We start from the raw sequence: 15,221 nt of genomic DNA, 5'->3' as shown, positions 1-15,221 counted from the left end.
CGCTCCGTTGCGCCTCGGCGCCGTCTCGGTGAGTTCCGCGGAAGCGACAGAACGCGGCGAACGTTCCGTGCGCTCCTGTCGCTTCCGCGGAAGAGTCGCGGCAACCGGCGGGCGCCCGCGCCCACACGACGGACGGGAGGCCCGTGGCGGTGTCGCCACGGGCCTCCCGTCCGTCGTGTGGTGCGGTCAGAGCCCGACCGGGCTGCCGTCCTGCACGATGATGCCGTCGGTGATCGCGCGCTTCCGCAGCGCGACCTTCGTGCCGACGTCGAAGCCCGCCACACGGTACTTCTCGCGGATGCGCTTGAGGTAGCTCTTCGCCGTCTCCTCGGAGATGCCGAGCTGGTACGCGACGCTCTTCACCGGCTCGCCACCGCCGTACAGCGCCATCACGCGGCGCTCCTGCGCGCTGAGCTTCGGCACGCCGCCGACGTCGCCGCTGTTGATGGCCAGGTCGAGCTCGGCGGAGACGTACTGCTCACCGCGCTGCGCCGCACGGATCGCCTCGACGATCATGTTCGCGTCCTCGCTCTTCACGAGGTAGCCGAGGGCACCGGAAGCGAGGGCCTCGCGGACGACGTTCGGCTCCGAGTAGGTGCTCATCACGACGGTCTTCACGCCGGCGGTCTTGAGCGTCGAGATCTTCAGCGAGACCGGGATGGAGTCCTTGAGGTCCAGATCGAGCAGCACGACGTCGACCGGGAACGCCGGGCTCGTGAGGAGCTCCGGCCAGGTCGTGACGGCGGCGACGAGCGTGATGTCGTCGGCGGCGCTGCGGATCCACTCCGTCAGCGCCCCGAGGAGCATCCGGTGGTCGTCGACCAGTGCGAGTCGGATCGGTTCCTCTGGAGTCGCCATCAGGCGTCCTTTCTCGAAGGCGGTACACGCCGATCCTAGGTGTCGGGACCGTCCGGGCTGGGGAGGTGAGCCGGGTGTCCGGCGGTTCGCGAGCGACTACATCGACGGGTGTCGGTCGACGACGCAGTGCGAGACGACCCGGAGCACGCCGTCACGGAACGTCTCGGTGTACGGGCCGATGCGCTGGAGGGCGCTCCAGGCGGTCGGGCCGAGTCGACGTCGAGGGACCCCGCGGGACTCGAACACGATCGGGACGTCCATGCGCTCGTCGGAGACGGGGTGTCCGTCGGAGCCGATCGGGCCGAGCGTCACCGAGACGACGGGGACACCGGGCTGCGCCGGGCGGCCGTCGCCCACCATCTGCCACAGGGCCTGCAGCAGACCGTCCCGCTGGGCAGGGCTGAGGTGGCCGGCGAGGGACTGCGGGTCGGCGACGCTCACCGAGCGACCGAGGTGGTCCGACTCCGTGATCGCGTGGTACAGCCAGGTCTCGCGGCGCCCCTCGATGAGGTGCAGGCGGAGCTCCGTCGCGAGCGAGGCGGCGACCGACGCCGACGCGTCCGAGAGCGGCAGCGGGTCCGAGCCGTTCGCGACGGCGTCGAGGAGCTTCTCGGCAGCCAGGTCGAGCCGGGCGAGTTCGTCGGAGGCGAGCATCCCGACGGCGAACTGGGGCGCCTGGACGTTGCTCTGCACGAGCACCCGGTCGAGCTCGCGCTGGACGAGCTGGCGGAAGCGGTGCACCACGAACAGGGCGATCGACGGCGGGACCACGACCAGCGCCAGCAGCGAGACGATGCCCGGCAGGGTCGCCGGGGTGATCGGCGTGGACACGAGCGCCATGCCGGCGAAGCCGAGGCCGAGCACCGTGATGGCGGCGGCGACCTCGCGGGCGGGGCGCAGTGTGGCCACCGGGAGCAGGGCGAACCCGGCGGCGACCGAGGCGCTGGCGGTGTGTGCGATGTCGTGGTCCGGGAAGATCCCGACGAAGTCGAGCGTCACGACACACGCCAGCACCGCGCAGATCAGGGCGAACGCGGTCCCCGTGAGTCGCTCGCCGTAGGTCATCAGGCTGAGCCCGACACCGATCGCGGCGACGAGGTAGAGCGCCCAGGCGGCTGCGGGCAGCCACGGGTCCGAGTAGTCGGGCAGCCGGACGAGGAAGAACACGATGCCCGCGACGGCCTCGATCGCGGTGAGGACCGCGGCACCGAGACCGAGGTACCCGGCTCCGAGCGACGCGCCGGGCTTCGCCGCCTGGCGGAGCGACCGCGCGCCGGTCGACGTGGAGGGGAGCCCGCGGGCCTGCCGTCGTTCGCTGCCCCGGTAGCGCTCGCGTGCCTCGCGCCGGGTGCGCGGGGCGGGCTGCACGGTCTCGCCGGGCAGCCCGCGGCTGATGGTGTCCTCGGGGATGCGGGTCATCGGGGTGCCTCCAGGACGACGGTGGTGCCCGAGCCCGGGGCGGAGAACAGCTTGGCGTCGCCGCCGACCTCGCGGAGGCGGTTGACGACGCTCTCCTTGAACCCGAGGCGTTCGGCACTCACCGCCTCGAGGTCGAACCCGACGCCGGCGTCGGTCACCATCGCGCGGACGGTCTCCTGGTCGTGGACGATCGTGACGTGGGCCTCGCCGACCCCCGCGTGGCGACGGACGTTCTCGAGGCACTCGCCGAGCGCGAGCAGGAACGCGTCGAGGACGTTCGACGGCAGCAGGACCTGCCCGGTGCCGTGCCAGCTGACCTCGAGCCCCATCCGGCCGAAGCGCTGCTTCACCGATTCGAGCGTCTGGCCGAGCGGGGACTCCTCGACGCGGGTGAGCGAGTAGTCGCCGGACTGCTGCGGTTGCGGGGTCGCCCCGAGCCGGAGGTGGCGGAGGAGCCGGGCGTCCTCGGCGGCCTGCTCACGCATGGCCTGTTCGGACACGCCGACCCCGGAGTGCGCCAGGAGGGTGAGGGTCGCGAGCACCGTGTCGTGCAGCAGGCGGGCGCCCTGGCGGCGCTGCGCCTCGGTCTCGCTGGCCTGTCGTTCCGCGCGGTGAGCCGTGCCGATGCTCTGGATGCGGCGGGCCACGCGCGGGATGCTCCGGGCGATCCACACCGCCACCACGGCGACGAGCACCCAGCCGAGGACGACTCCGGCGGTCGGCCCCGAGAGCGGACCACCGGACGCCCACACGACGGCGCTGACCGCCAGCACCCCCGCGACGATCGTCATCGCGAGGCCGATCGGGGCGCCGCGCTGCGCCATCAGCGGGGCGGACAACGATCCGGCCGCCAGCGGGACCACGGCGCTGGCGACGACCGCGCGGACGTCGGGGTCGGTGCCGAACAGCAGCAGGGCGAGTGCGCCGAGGCCGGACGCGAGCGCGAGTGCCGTCCACCACGTCGACCCGTTCGTCCCGAAGACGAGCAGCGCGGCGATGAGCACGGCGATGCAGGCGAGTGCGCCGAGCAGCGGGACGATCGGCACCGCGAGCGAGGCGACGGTGCCGACGACCGAGACCAGTGCGCAGGTGACGCCGACGACACGGGTCGTCGACCGCAGCAAGCGGTCGCGTTCCTGTGCGATGAAGTCCATCGGTGTCCTGGTGGTGACGTCGGTTCGGTCGGGTCCGGTGGTTCGCCGGAGACCCTGTGGGCGGGAGACCCGCCGCCATCATTCCACGCAGGCCACCCGTTGGGGGGTGTTCGGCGCGCCCGTGTGGACAGATCGGTCCGCCGGGCGCCTCGGCGGCTGGCAGACAACCGGGCAGCGGCGGGCATGTGACCGGGCGGCGGCGGGCCCGTCACCGGGCGGCGGCGGGCCCGTGTCCGGTCAGGCGAGCAGCCGGCGCAGGTGCGCCCCGACGGCCTCGTGCTCGATGAGGAAGCCGTCGTGCCCGAACTCGCTGTCGAGCACCGCCGCACGGTCGCCGTCCAGCGTGTCGGGGATTCCCGCCGCGATCCGGTGCTGGTCCTCGAGCGGGAACAACCGGTCGCTGGACACCCCGACGACGAGCGTCCGAGCGGTCACCGACGCCAGCGCTGCCGACACGCCCCCGCGACCGGCTCCGACGTCGTGGGAGTCCATCGCGTGCGTCAGTGCCACGTACGACGAGGCGTCGAACCGCCGCGTGAACCGGTTGCCGTGGAAGTCGAGGTAGCTCTCCACCGAGAACCGGCCGTCGTCGCCGAGCGGGGAGACGTCGCTCTGCCACGACCGGGCGAACCGGCCGTTGAGCTCGTCGGGGGCCCGGTAGGTCATGAGTGCCATCCGCCGGGCGAGCGACAGGCCGCGGTGCGGTCCCTCGCCGGCATCGGCCTCGTAGTAGTCGCCACCGTTGTAGGCGGGGTCGGTCTGGATCGCCGCACGCTGCAGCGAGTTCGCCGCGATCTGGTCGGCCGTCGTCTGCGCGGTCGATGCCAGGACGGCGAGCCGGGCGACCCGGGACGGGTGCGCCACGGCGAACTCGAGTGCGTGCATGCCGCCCATCGATCCGCCGACGACGGCGGCGAAGACGTCGATGCCGAGCGTGTCGGCCAGCTGGGCCTGCACGGCGACCTGGTCGCGCACGGTCACGAACGGGAAGCGCGAGCCCCACTCCACACCGTCGGGCGCGACCGACGACGGACCGGTCGTGCCCTGGCACCCGCCGAGCATGTTCGGTGCGACGACGAACCACCGGTCGGTGTCGATCGCCAGACCGGGTCCCACGACGTCACCCCACCAGCCCGCCGTGCGGTGTCCCGGCCCGGCGGGACCGGCGACGTGCGAGTCGCCGGTCATCGCGTGCAGGAGCAGCACCGCGTTGTCGCGCGCATCGTTCAGCTCGCCCCACGTCTCGTAGGCCACGCGCACCGAAGGGATGCGGCCGCCGCGCACCCACTGCTCGCCGAGCGCGGCGAACTGTCGCGCACCGGGGTGGTCGCCGGGGCGCCAGGCACCGGTCACCGGCGGCTTGCCGAGCGTGCCGAGTTCGGTCCCGGGCACGAGGGTGGACGGGACCGAGTCCTCGGGGATCGTCTGCCAGTCCATCGTGTCCAGTCTGCCGGGAGGCGCGCCCCACCCGCCGCCGTGTTACGTCACCTCCGGCGTGTGGCCGGCCCGTCCCGCTCCCCACCACGCAACGTCGGCGACTGCTCGCAGCGGTACAGCACTGCGAGCAGTCGCCGACGTTGCGTTTCGCGGAAGGGGCCTCGCGGAACGGCCGGGCCGAGCCGGGAAGGCCGGGCGCTAGGCGCGCTGGCCCTCCTGCGAGACCGCCCGCGCCGCCGCGAGCCCCGCCTCGAGGTCCGCACGGAGGTCCTCGACGTTCTCGATGCCGACCGAGAGCCGCACGAGCCCCGGGGTGACCCCGGTGGTCAACTGCTGCTCGGGCGTGAGCTGCGAGTGCGTGGTCGAGGCCGGGTGGATGACGAGCGAGCGCACGTCGCCGATGTTGGCCAGGTGCGAGAACAGCCGCAGCTCGTCGACGAACGCCTTGCCGGCCGGCACCCCGCCCTTCAGCTCGAACGACAGCACCGCTCCGACCCCGCGCGGCGCGTACTTGTTCGCCGCCGCGTACCAGGGCGACGTCGGCAGACCGGCGTAGGACACCGACGCCACCTCCGGGTGCCGGTCGAGCCACTCCGCGATCTCCTGCGCGTTCGACACGTGCCGCTCCATGCGCAGCGACAGCGTCTCGATGCCCTGCAGCAGCGCGAACGCCGTGTCCGCCGAGTTCGACGCACCGAGGTCGCGGAGCAGCTGCACCCGCGCCTTCACGACGTAGGCGAGCTCGTTGCCGACGGCCTGGGCGAACACCGCGCCGTGGTACGAGGGGTCGGGGGAGTTGAACTCCGGGAAGCGGTCGGCGTGCTCCGACCAGGCGAACCGGCCTCCGTCGACGATCACGCCGCCGATCACGGTGCCGTGCCCGCCGAGGAACTTCGTCGCTGAGTGCACCACGACGTCGGCGCCGTGCTCGAACGGGCGGATCAGGAACGGCGTCGCGATCGTGTTGTCGACGATGAGCGGCAGGCCGGCCTCGTGCGCGACGCTGCTGACGCCCGCGATGTCGAGGACGTTGATCCGCGGGTTGCCGATCGTCTCGGCGAAGAACAGCTTCGTGTTCGGGCGGACGGCGCGGCGCCACTCCTCGAGGTCGTCCTGGTCCTCGACGAAGGTCGTCTCGATCCCGAGCTTCGCCAGCGTGTACTTGAACAGGTTGTACGTGCCGCCGTAGATCGACGACGACGACACGATGTGGTCGCCGGCTCCGGCGATGTTCAGCACGGCGTAGGTCTCGGCCGCCTGCCCGCTGGACACCAGCAGCGCGCCCGTGCCGCCCTCGAGCGCGGCGATGCGCTGCTCGACGACGTCGTTCGTCGGGTTCATGATCCGCGAGTAGATGTTGCCGGGCTGCGCCAGCGCGAACAGGTCGCGGGCGTGGTCCGAGTTCTCGAACACGTACGACGTCGTCTTGTAGATCGGCGTCGCCCGCGCCCCGGTGGTCGGGTCCGGCTGGGCGCCGGCGTGCACCTGCGTGGTCTCGAACCGCCAGGCGGCTGCGTCGTTCGTGCTCATCGGGGCTCCTGTCGGGTCCGGTCCGTCAACGGGTCGCGGCGGGCCGGCCGGGAGGCCCGGGGCGTCGTCGCGACGACCGTCACGCTACGCAGGTGGCGGGGCGGGCACCAGCGGGGCCGCCTCGCGACGTAACGCGCGGGCACCGCGTGCCCGGTGACACCGACGCGACCGGCGGACCGACGGAGGCGGCGCGGCGGGGGTGGGTCGCGCCTCCCGGCCGCTGTCGGCGGTTCCGGACGCGCCAGGTGAGGACTGGCAGGATCGGACGGGACGAGAGGGGGAGCGTCGTGCGCGCTCAGGACGTGGCGGAGAAGCGGTTCCAGCCGACGAAGTTCCGCAGGGGGTACTCGCAGGACGACGTCGACGACCTGCTGGACCGGGTGCAGTCGACCCTCGCCGCCGCCGAGCGGGGCGGACGCCCGGTGCCGGGGGACCGGACGATCACACCGGAGGAGGTGGTCGCCGTCCGCTTCCGCGCGACGAAGTGGCAGGAGGGCTACGACCAGGACGAGGTGGACGACTTCCTCGACGAGGTCGTCGTCGCGCTCCGGGCACTCGGCCGCTGACCCCGGGCCGAGTCGCCCCTCAGCGCTCGACGGGCTCGCGACGGAACAGCCAGTCGACCTTCGGCTCGAGCAGCCACCGCATGCCGCGGCGCACGAACGGCTGGGCGAGGAACAGGCTCACCGCGCAGGCCACGACGACCATGAGCAGCACGTACGGCCACGCCGAGTGCTCCCCGGCCAGGATCCCGGACTCGCGGATCGGGTAGAGCACGAACGTGTGCAGCAGGTAGACGGACATCGTCGCTGCCCCGAACCGGGTGATCCACACCGTCCGGCGCGGCACGAGCAGCAGGAACGACGCCGTCAGCACGGTGGCGAGCAGCACCAGGCCGAGCCGGACGCCGCCCGCCCACCAGGCGTCCTCGCCGAGCCCCGAGTACGAGTCGTCGTAGAAGAACCAGTGGTGCAGGTCGAAGCCCTTGAACTGCGGGATGAACAGCAGGCACGCGGCCGCCCACGACGCGAACACCCCGACCGCGGCCGCGCGGATGCGGACCACGACCCGGCGGGGTGCCTCGTACCAGCGGTCGAACACGCCCCACCGCTTCACCTGCCACCCGAGCAGGAAGAACGGCAGCAGGCTGATGGCCCGACCGAGCGAGAAGGTCGAGTCCACGTTGTCGAGGTAGCCGACGCCGATGCTCAGCACGACGGCCCAGAGGAGCGGCCACCGCAGGACCGCCAGGTACGGCAGGATCAGCCGGAAGATCCCCAGGGCCAGCAGGAACCACAGCGTCCACGTCGGCTTCGTCGGGTTGAACTCCTTGCCGCCCTCGACGACGGCCTGCACCACCGTCCAGATCGTCTGCATGACGATGTACGGCACCACGATGTCCGTGAAGGTGCGGCGCATCCGCTCGGCCGTCGGCGTCGCCGCGGACGAGAAGTACCCGCTGATCACACCGAACGCGGGCATGTGGAACGCGTAGATGAACGTGTAGAGCGCCAGGGCGTGCTCGCTGCCGGCCGTCTGCCGCTGGATCGCGTGTCCGATCACCACGAGCGTGACGGCGACGAACCGTGCGGTGTCCCACATCGGGATGCGCCGCGGCGACCGGCCCGGCTGGAGCGGCGTCGCCGGGGCCGAGGGCGCTGGGGGAGCGGCGTCCGTCGTCATGGCCGGTCACGCTACCCGATCGTGGTCCGCCGTCCTCGGTACGGTGGTGGCCCGACCACCAGGAGGACCCCATGGCAGCACGTCCCGGCACCGAGCGTCCCGACACCGGGCGGTCCGGCACCGCCGACCGGCGCGCGGACGACCGCCTCGCCGTCGTCACCGGCGCGAGCTCGGGCATCGGAGCGGCGACCGTCCGGTTGTTCCGCGGGCACGGCTGGCAGGTGCTCGCCGTCGCCCGGCGGCAGGAGAAGCTCGAGGCGCTCGCCGCGGAGACCGGTGCCTCGTTCCTGGTCGCCGACGTGACCGACGCCGACGCGGTCGCGGCGCTCGCCGCACGGGTGGACGGACTCGGCGGCGCGGACGTGCTCGTGAACAACGCCGGTGGTGCCCTCGGGTCCGCGAGCGTCGAGGAGTCCGACGTCGAGGACTGGCGCGCGATGTTCGAGGTGAACGTCATCGGTACGAAGCGCGTCACGGCCGCCCTGCTCCCGCAGCTCCGGCGTCGTGCGGCCACGGCGGGGGTCGCGGACGTCGTCACGGTCACGAGCACCGCGGGCCACGTGGCGTACGAGAACGGCGGCGGGTACAACGCCGCGAAGTTCGCCGAGCACGCGCTGGTCGGCGCCCTGCGGCTCGAGCTGAACGGCGAGCCGCTGCGCGTGGTCGAGATCGCTCCCGGACTGGTGAAGACCGACGAGTTCGCCCTGACCCGGTTCCGGGGCGACCGCGCGAAGGCCGAAGCGGTCTACGCCGACGTGCCGGACCCGCTCGTCGCCGAGGACGTCGCCGAGGCGATCGTGCACGCGGTCGAGCTGCCGGCGCACGTCAACCTCGACCTGGTGACGGTGCGGCCGGTCGCGCAGTCCGCGCAGCACAAGCTGGCCCGCGGACCGCTGACGCCCAGGAGCTGACGCCGCGGGCCGGTCTTCCGGTCCTGACGCACACGGTCGGGGCTGCGAACGGGTCCCGGCGCGCGCGGTGTCGGGGCACGGGTCGCGGCGGGTGGCTCCCTGCCGGTACCGTGGGCGGATGCCGATCAGCAGCGAACCCGGGCACGCCGAGCAGGCGCCCTCGACCGTGACCGTGACGAGCGGGCCCGAGGTGCTCGGTTGGCTGGAGTTCGGCGACGCGGCACGGCTGCTCGCCAAGGACGTCCTGTCGTCCGGCTTCGAGCCCGAGGTCGTCGTCGCGGTCGCCCGAGGCGGGCTGATCATCGCCGGTGCCGTGGCCTACGCGCTCGGCACGAAGGAGTGCGGCTCGATCAACGTCGAGTTCTACACCGACGTCGAGCAGCGCCTGGACGAGCCCGTCATCCTGTCGCCCGCCCTCGACGCGCCGAGCCTGGCGGGCAAGCGCGTCCTGGTCGTCGACGACGTGTCCGACTCCGGCCGCACCCTGCGCCTGGTGGTCGACATCATCCGGAACGCCGGCGCCGACGTCCGGAGCGCCTGCCTGTACTCGAAGCCCGGCACCGTGCTCGAGCCCGACCACGTCTGGCGTCGTGTCGACGGGTGGATCACGTTCCCGTGGAGCGCCCTCGCCCCGGTGACGGCCGAGTCGTGAGCATCCACCTCGTCGGCGGGGGACCCCTCGTCGCCTCCGACGTCGCCGCCCCGTTCCTGGCCGAGGCCACCGCGCGGTCTGCCGCCGTCGGTCGGAGCGTGCCCCGCATCGCCCTGCTCTCCGTGACCGGCCCGACCGGTGCCACGCCGTCGTCGACCCCGGACATCGCCGAGGTGCTCGGCGGCGCCCGGCAGGCCGAGGTGCTGGTGACCGAGGTCGCCGCGGGCGAGGTCTTCGCGACCACCGTCCTCAGCGACGTGGACGCGCTCGTCATCGGCGGCGGGGTCACCCCGGCGTACCTCGACGCGATCCAGCCGCTCGTCGACCAGATCCGGCTGCTGGTCTCCGACGGTCTGCCGTACCTCGGATACTCGGCCGGCGCGATGGTCGCAGCCGACCGGGCGCTCGTCGGCGGCTGGCGCATCGGCGGCGTCGAGGTCTGCCCGGAGGACTCGTCCGAGGGCCTGGACGAGGTGGAGCTCCGCGAAGGGCTCGGGCTCGTCGACCTGACGATCGACGTGCACGCCGTGCAGGCCGGCACGCTCGCCCGGCTGATCGCCGCGGCCGAGGCCGAGTTCGTCACCGCCGGGCTCGCGATCGACGAGGACACCGCGCTGGTCGTCGGCGAGGGTGCGCTCGAGGTCCGCGGGACGGGCAGCGTCTGGCGCGTGGTCGCCGGCGACGAGTCCGTCTCCGTCGCGACCATGGGCGCCTGAACCCCGTGCGGCCGCACCCGCTGCGGGACCTCGTCGACCCCGGGTGGGCCGCGGCCCTCGCGCCGGTGGAGGACGACGTGCACCGGATGGGGGACTGGCTCCGCGACGAGGTCGCCGCGGGTCGTCGTTACCTGCCCGCCGGCGACCTCGTCCTGCGTGCCTTCACGCAGCCCTTCGACGACGTGAAGGTGCTCGTCGTGGGCCAGGACCCGTACCCGACCCCCGGTCACCCGATCGGGCTGTCCTTCGCGGTCGACCCGCACGTGCGCCCCGTCCCGCGGAGCCTGGCGAACATCTACCGCGAGCTCCACGACGACCTCGGCGTGACCCCGCCGCAGCACGGCGACCTGCGGGCGTGGTCGGAGCAGGGCGTCCTGTTGCTCAACCGGGTGTTGACCGTCGAGGCCGGTGCCGCCGGGAGCCACCGCGGCAAGGGCTGGGAGGCCGTCACCGACCAGGCCGTCCGAGCGCTCGTCGCCCGGCGGAAGCCCCTGGTCGCCGTGCTGTGGGGCGCGCAGGCCGCGTCGGTCCGCCCGCTGCTCGGTGACACCCCGGTGGTGGCGTCCGCACACCCGTCACCGCTCAGCGCGTCCCGGGGCTTCTTCGGCAGCAGGCCGTTCTCGCAGGTCGACGCGTTGCTCCGCGACCAGGGCGCGGACCCGGTCGACTGGACACTCCCCGCCTGAACGTCGCCGCCTGATCGTCCGCGGCGCAGCGTCCCCGGCCGGACCGCACCCCGTAGGCTCGGACCGTGCTCGAGGAGGAATACCAGCGCCGCCGTGTCCTGCCGCGACACCTGCGCGCGCCCGTGCCCGCCGAGGCGTCGTTCTCGTACACGATCCGGGCCGCCGAACCCCGGGACCTGCCCGACGTCCGTGAGATCCACACGCACTACGTCCGGAACTCGTCGGTGACCTTCGACCCGTCGGCCTTCACCTTCGCCCGGTGGAAGCAGCGCTACGACGAGGTCCGTCGCCGCGGGCTGCCGTTCCTCGTCGCGGAGAACCCGTCCGGGCAGATCCTCGGGTACGCCCTGGTCGACCCGTGGAACCCCCGCGACCGGTCGAACCACGTCGTCGAGGACTCGATCTACCTCGGTGCGGCGTCGGGCGGCAAGGGCCTCGGGCGCGCGCTCATGGAGGCGCTGCTCGAGGAGTGCCGCGCCGCCGGCGTCCGCGAGGTCATCGCCGTGATCGCCGACCGGCAGGCCGAGGCCTCGATCCGCCTGCACGAGCGGCTCGGCTTCGAGGAGGTCGGCCGCATGGGCAAGGTCGGCTTCAAGTACGACCGGTGGCTCGGCACGGTGACGATGCGGCTCCGCCTGCGCGGGCCGCGGCTGTTCGCCCGCGCGCGGCGCTGAGCCGCGGGAGGCGGGCCGTGAGACGCCAGCGCCGGCGCGCCGGGGTTCCCGCGAGACGCCGGCGTCGCTCCGAGACTCCTCCGGCGTGCACGAGACGCCGTCTGGATCGCGGCGTCTCGCCGCTCGGGCGGCGTCTCACGGGGCGTCGCGTCCGGGCGGAGTCTCGCGCGGGGCGAGCTCGGTGGTCGAGGCGGGGCGGCGGTGGAGGTGGGTCGGCGCCGGACGGGAGGCGCGTGGCGGGTCGGCCACGAGCCTCCCGTCCGCCCGTTCCTTCCCATCACGCGTGCGATGGCTGGTCATTCCGGGCGTACCTGGTGCTTCGGGAACGTCAAGTACGCCCGGTTCCGCAAGGTGTGCCCGGTTCCGCCAGGTGTGCCCGGTTCCACTGGGCGCGCGTGCCTGCACCAGCGCACCGGCGCGCGCGTCAGGCGCCCGGCGCCTCGGCGATGAACTCGTCGCGCGTGACGCGCAGCAGCGCCGTGGCCGCCTCGCCGGCTGCGGCGGCGTCCCCGGCGACGACCGCCAGTGCGACCGCCTCGTGCCGGACCGCGGCGTCGCGGGTCCAGCGGGAGATGGTGTCGCGCGACTCCGAGGTCCGGGTCCGCAGGAGTGCCTCGACGGTCCCCGCGAAGTGGGTGAACACGGCGTTGCCCGACCCGGTCAGGAGCGCGCGGTGGAAGCGGACGTCGGCCTCGAGGTAGGCGCGGCTGTCCTCGCGGGCGCAGGCGTCGAGCATGTCCCGCGCGGCGAGCAGGACCGCGTCGCCCGCCGGACCCGCGCCCGCCGGACCTGCACCCGACGGATGCGCGCCCGCGACGAGCGCCGCCGCCACGGGTTCCACGCCGAGCCGGAGTTCGAGGAGCTCCCGCTGCTGCACGAAGTAGGCGGGTGAGGCGCCGCGCCACCGGATGACGGTCGGCGCGAGGAGCTCCCACGACGTCAGGGGGAGCACCTGGGTGCCGACGCGCTGCCGGGGCTCGACCAGCCCGAGGGACTGCAGGACGCGCAGGGCCTCGCGCACGACGGACCGGGACACGCCGAACTCGCTCGCGACGAGCTCCGGTCGGACGACCGTGCCCGCGGGCAGGACCCCGTCGACGATGCGCTGCCCGAGGGTCTCGAGCACGTGGGCGTGGAGTCCGCGGGCCGTGGTCATCGTTCCTCCGGTCGTGCTGTGCGGGACGGGTGCGCCGGGGAGCGGTCCCTGTGACGCGGTCCCCATCGAAGCGGCAGACTGCGCCGCAGGGTGGGTGCCGCGCGGCAGATCGTAGTACAGTCTGATTTGTCAGATTATTGGGCGGCCACGGAGCCGCTCGGGTGGCCGCCCCGAACGGCCGCCCGCGCGTCACCACCAGCAGACGCACACGAAGGCGACGGAGCCGCGAGGCAGCGGCTCCAGGAAGGGGCACAGATGCCTCACGCACCCACCGGAGGAACCGCGCCGGCCGACGCGTTGCACGGGCTCACGGTCCTGGCCGCCGAGGGCGGCGGCACGCAGACGGTCGACCCGTCCGGCCCGATCGGGCAGCTGATCGTCGCCGCACTGCTCGGCATCGTGGTCATCATCGTGCTCATCACGTGGCTGAAGGTGCACCCGTTCGTCGCGCTGACCATCGGCGCGCTCGGTGTCGGCATCGGCGCCGGGCTCGCCCCGGACAAGACGGTGACGAGCTTCGGCAACGGGTTCGGCGCGACGATGACGAGCGTCGGCATCCTCGTCGGCCTCGGCTCGATGTTCGGACGGATGCTCGTCGACTCCGGCGCCGCGGACCGCGTGGTCGACACCCTGGTCCGTCGCTCGTCGAAGGCCGCGCTGCCGTGGACGATGGCGCTCATCGGGGCGCTGATCGGCCTGCCGATGTTCTTCGAGGTCGGCCTGGTGCTCCTCATCCCGATCATCGTGCTCGTCGCGAAGCGCAGCGGCGTCCCGATCATGAAGATCGCGGTCCCCGCACTGGTCGGCCTCTCCACCATGCACGCCTTCGTCCCGCCGCACCCGGGCCCGCTCGTCGCGGTCTCCACGGTCGGTGCGAACCTCGGCACGACGCTCGCGTTCGGCATCGTCCTGGCGATCCCGGTGATCATCCTCGCCGGCCCCGTCTTCGCGCGCTTCGCCGCCCGCTGGGTCGACATCCCGGCACCCGACATGTTCGGCTCGCGCGGCTCCGGATCCGGCTCCGGTCCGTCCGGCGGCTCCGGCCCGTCGGACCCTGCGCACGCCGGCCGGGAGGCACGCCGCGGCCCCGCCACGCAGGACACCGCGTCCCTGCCGAACGGCAAGAGCGACTTCACCCGCGTGATCAGCGAACCGCGCAGCCCGTCGTTCGCCGTCGCGCTCGTCGGCATCCTGCTGCCGGTCGTGCTCATGCTCGCCCAGGCGGTCCGCGAGGCGGTCGCACCCGACGCCGCGGGCGGCTGGGTGTCGCTGCTCGACTTCCTCGGCACCCCGATGATCGCGATCGGCATCGCGACCGTCTTCGCGATGGTCTTCTTCGCGATCGGCGGCGGGATGGACCGCAGCGCCGTCGCGAAGTCCCTCGAGGACGCCCTGCCCCCGGTCGCCGGCGTGCTGCTCATCGTCGGTGCCGGTGGCGGGTTCAAGCAGGTGCTCATCGACACCGGCATCGGCGGCGTGATCGCCGACGCGGTGCAGGAGTCCGGCATCTCGGTGCTGCTCGTGGCCTGGGTGGTGTCCGCCCTGGTGCGCGTCGCCACGGGGTCGGCGACGGTCGCGACGGTCACGGCTGCGGGCATCATGGCCCCGATCGCCGCCGACCTGTCCACGCCCGAGACGTCGCTCCTCGTGCTCGCGATCGGTGCCGGGTCGGTGTTCCTGTCGCACGTGAACGACGCGGGCTTCTGGCTCGTGAAGGGCTACCTCGGCACCACGGTCGGGCAGACGTTCAAGACGTGGACGGTGCTCGAGTGCCTCATCTCGGTGCTCGGTCTCGTCGGCGTCCTCATCGCGGGGGTGTTCTTCTGATGGCGGGTACCGCTCCGCGCGTCCTCGTCGTCATGGGTGTCTCGGGTTCCGGCAAGTCGACGCTCGCGGCGACCGTGGCCGAGCGCCTGGGGTGGGAGTTCGCCGAGGGCGACGACATGCACCCGGCCGCCAACGTCGCGAAGATGGAGGCCGGCACCCCGCTCACCGACGAGGACCGCTGGCCGTGGCTCGGGACCATCGCGGAGTGGATCCGGTCGCACCTGGCCGACGGGACCCCGGGCGTCGTCACGTGCTCGGCCCTGAAGCGCTCCTACCGCGACGTCCTGCGGGCTCCCGGGGTGGTGTTCGTGCACGTCGCCGGTGATCCCGCGCTCGTCGAACAGCGGATGGCAGCCCGGGCGGGGCACTTCATGCCGACGTCGCTGCTCGCCTCGCAGCTGGCGACGCTCGAGCCGCCCCAGCCGGACGAGGCGCACCTCACGGTCTCGTCCGAGCGTTCGCCGGACGAGGAGAGCGCCGACGTCGTGGCGCGGCTGGGGCTCGGAGCCGGCCGCTGA

The 15,221-nt window shown here is 73.1% G+C and carries 14 protein-coding genes and 2 pseudogenes; 9 read left to right on the top strand and 7 right to left on the bottom strand.

Features of this window, described 5'->3' with window-relative positions:
• Positions 1–186 precede the first annotated feature (186 nt).
• The 5 genes from C1N91_RS09550 to C1N91_RS09530 all read right to left on the bottom strand — a co-directional run bounded on the left by C1N91_RS09550 (position 187) and on the right by C1N91_RS09530 (position 6,398).
• Positions 187–858 (bottom strand): response regulator, encoded by a 672-nt coding sequence (locus C1N91_RS09550; protein WP_137767531.1) that lies wholly within the window; start codon positions 856–858, stop codon positions 187–189.
• Between the two features lie 96 nt (positions 859–954).
• Positions 955–2,277, bottom strand: a complete 1,323-nt coding sequence (locus C1N91_RS09545; RefSeq protein ID WP_137767530.1) for a hypothetical protein — start codon at positions 2,275–2,277, stop codon at positions 955–957.
• Positions 2,274–3,431 carry a sensor histidine kinase gene (locus C1N91_RS09540; protein ID WP_137767529.1) on the bottom strand — a complete coding sequence of 386 codons (1,158 nt, stop codon included), beginning with the start codon at positions 3,429–3,431 and terminating at the stop codon, positions 2,274–2,276. Before C1N91_RS09540 ends, C1N91_RS09545 begins: the two co-directional genes overlap by 4 nt.
• 237 nt (positions 3,432–3,668) lie before the next feature.
• Entirely contained in the window at positions 3,669–4,868 is a 1,200-nt protein-coding gene (gene metX / locus C1N91_RS09535) for a homoserine O-acetyltransferase MetX (RefSeq protein ID WP_137767528.1), read from the bottom strand.
• 198 nt (positions 4,869–5,066) lie between these two features.
• Positions 5,067–6,398: a bifunctional o-acetylhomoserine/o-acetylserine sulfhydrylase gene (locus C1N91_RS09530; protein WP_137767527.1), complete on the bottom strand. Its 1,332-nt coding sequence runs from the start codon at positions 6,396–6,398 to the stop codon at positions 5,067–5,069.
• A gap of 92 nt (positions 6,399–6,490) precedes the next feature.
• Between C1N91_RS09530 and C1N91_RS17280 the strand changes: the two are divergent.
• Both C1N91_RS17280 and C1N91_RS16870 read left to right on the top strand, forming a co-directional pair.
• Positions 6,491–6,772, top strand: a pseudogene (locus C1N91_RS17280) (DivIVA domain-containing protein); the annotation flags it as partial.
• A 66-nt stretch (positions 6,773–6,838) separates the two neighbouring features.
• Positions 6,839–6,961, top strand: a pseudogene (locus C1N91_RS16870) (DivIVA domain-containing protein); the annotation flags it as partial.
• Positions 6,962–6,983: 22 nt separating this feature from the next.
• Here C1N91_RS16870 and C1N91_RS09520 read toward each other — a convergent pair.
• On the bottom strand, positions 6,984–8,081 hold the full coding sequence (locus C1N91_RS09520; RefSeq protein WP_175415981.1) for an acyltransferase family protein: 1,098 nt from the start codon (positions 8,079–8,081) through the stop codon (positions 6,984–6,986).
• A gap of 71 nt (positions 8,082–8,152) precedes the next feature.
• On the opposite strand from C1N91_RS09520, the gene C1N91_RS09515 reads away from it, so the two are divergent.
• The 5 genes from C1N91_RS09515 to C1N91_RS09495 all read left to right on the top strand — a co-directional run bounded on the left by C1N91_RS09515 (position 8,153) and on the right by C1N91_RS09495 (position 11,720).
• On the top strand, positions 8,153–8,992 hold the full coding sequence (locus tag C1N91_RS09515) for an SDR family oxidoreductase (RefSeq protein WP_137767526.1): 840 nt from the start codon (positions 8,153–8,155) through the stop codon (positions 8,990–8,992).
• A 118-nt stretch (positions 8,993–9,110) separates the two neighbouring features.
• Positions 9,111–9,644 (top strand): phosphoribosyltransferase, encoded by a 534-nt coding sequence (locus C1N91_RS09510; RefSeq protein WP_254678212.1) that lies wholly within the window; start codon positions 9,111–9,113, stop codon positions 9,642–9,644.
• Positions 9,641–10,360, top strand: a complete 720-nt coding sequence (locus C1N91_RS09505; protein WP_137767525.1) for a Type 1 glutamine amidotransferase-like domain-containing protein — start codon at positions 9,641–9,643, stop codon at positions 10,358–10,360. Before C1N91_RS09510 ends, C1N91_RS09505 begins: the two co-directional genes overlap by 4 nt.
• A 5-nt stretch (positions 10,361–10,365) precedes the next feature.
• Positions 10,366–11,046 carry a uracil-DNA glycosylase gene (locus C1N91_RS09500; RefSeq protein WP_137767524.1) on the top strand — a complete coding sequence of 227 codons (681 nt, stop codon included), beginning with the start codon at positions 10,366–10,368 and terminating at the stop codon, positions 11,044–11,046.
• Between the two features lie 65 nt (positions 11,047–11,111).
• Positions 11,112–11,720, top strand: a complete 609-nt coding sequence (locus C1N91_RS09495) for a GNAT family N-acetyltransferase (protein ID WP_058729872.1) — start codon at positions 11,112–11,114, stop codon at positions 11,718–11,720.
• Between the two features lie 424 nt (positions 11,721–12,144).
• On the opposite strand, the gene C1N91_RS09490 is transcribed toward C1N91_RS09495, so the two are convergent.
• On the bottom strand, positions 12,145–12,876 hold the full coding sequence (locus tag C1N91_RS09490; protein ID WP_175415980.1) for a FadR/GntR family transcriptional regulator: 732 nt from the start codon (positions 12,874–12,876) through the stop codon (positions 12,145–12,147).
• A gap of 255 nt (positions 12,877–13,131) precedes the next feature.
• On the opposite strand from C1N91_RS09490, the gene C1N91_RS09485 reads away from it, so the two are divergent.
• Positions 13,132–14,703 carry a GntP family permease gene (locus C1N91_RS09485; protein ID WP_254678211.1) on the top strand — a complete coding sequence of 524 codons (1,572 nt, stop codon included), beginning with the start codon at positions 13,132–13,134 and terminating at the stop codon, positions 14,701–14,703.
• Positions 14,703–15,221 carry a gluconokinase gene (locus C1N91_RS09480; protein WP_137767522.1) on the top strand — a complete coding sequence of 173 codons (519 nt, stop codon included), beginning with the start codon at positions 14,703–14,705 and terminating at the stop codon, positions 15,219–15,221. The genes C1N91_RS09485 and C1N91_RS09480 overlap by 1 nt, the downstream gene beginning before the upstream one ends.

Source organism: Curtobacterium sp. SGAir0471 (genome assembly GCF_005490985.1).
In the GTDB taxonomy this organism is placed as follows: domain Bacteria; phylum Actinomycetota; class Actinomycetes; order Actinomycetales; family Microbacteriaceae; genus Curtobacterium.
Note: the sequence above shows the minus strand (reverse complement) of the source record. Positions and strands in the feature narration are given on the sequence as shown.

What these genes read in the sequence shown, in the direction of transcription:
- C1N91_RS09550 (WP_137767531.1), bottom strand. Translation starts at nt 858, where the DNA reads ATGGCGACTCCAGAGGAACCGATCCGACTCGCACTGGTCGACGACCAC.
- C1N91_RS09545 (WP_137767530.1), bottom strand. Translation starts at nt 2,277, where the DNA reads ATGACCCGCATCCCCGAGGACACCATCAGCCGCGGGCTGCCCGGCGAG.
- C1N91_RS09540 (WP_137767529.1), bottom strand. Translation starts at nt 3,431, where the DNA reads ATGGACTTCATCGCACAGGAACGCGACCGCTTGCTGCGGTCGACGACC.
- metX (WP_137767528.1), bottom strand. Translation starts at nt 4,868, where the DNA reads ATGGACTGGCAGACGATCCCCGAGGACTCGGTCCCGTCCACCCTCGTG.
- C1N91_RS09530 (WP_137767527.1), bottom strand. Translation starts at nt 6,398, where the DNA reads ATGAGCACGAACGACGCAGCCGCCTGGCGGTTCGAGACCACGCAGGTG.
- C1N91_RS09520 (WP_175415981.1), bottom strand. Translation starts at nt 8,081, where the DNA reads ATGACGACGGACGCCGCTCCCCCAGCGCCCTCGGCCCCGGCGACGCCG.
- C1N91_RS09515 (WP_137767526.1), top strand. Translation starts at nt 8,153, where the DNA reads ATGGCAGCACGTCCCGGCACCGAGCGTCCCGACACCGGGCGGTCCGGC.
- C1N91_RS09510 (WP_254678212.1), top strand. Translation starts at nt 9,111, where the DNA reads ATGCCGATCAGCAGCGAACCCGGGCACGCCGAGCAGGCGCCCTCGACC.
- C1N91_RS09490 (WP_175415980.1), bottom strand. Translation starts at nt 12,876, where the DNA reads ATGACCACGGCCCGCGGACTCCACGCCCACGTGCTCGAGACCCTCGGG.
- C1N91_RS09485 (WP_254678211.1), top strand. Translation starts at nt 13,132, where the DNA reads ATGCCTCACGCACCCACCGGAGGAACCGCGCCGGCCGACGCGTTGCAC.
- C1N91_RS09480 (WP_137767522.1), top strand. Translation starts at nt 14,703, where the DNA reads ATGGCGGGTACCGCTCCGCGCGTCCTCGTCGTCATGGGTGTCTCGGGT.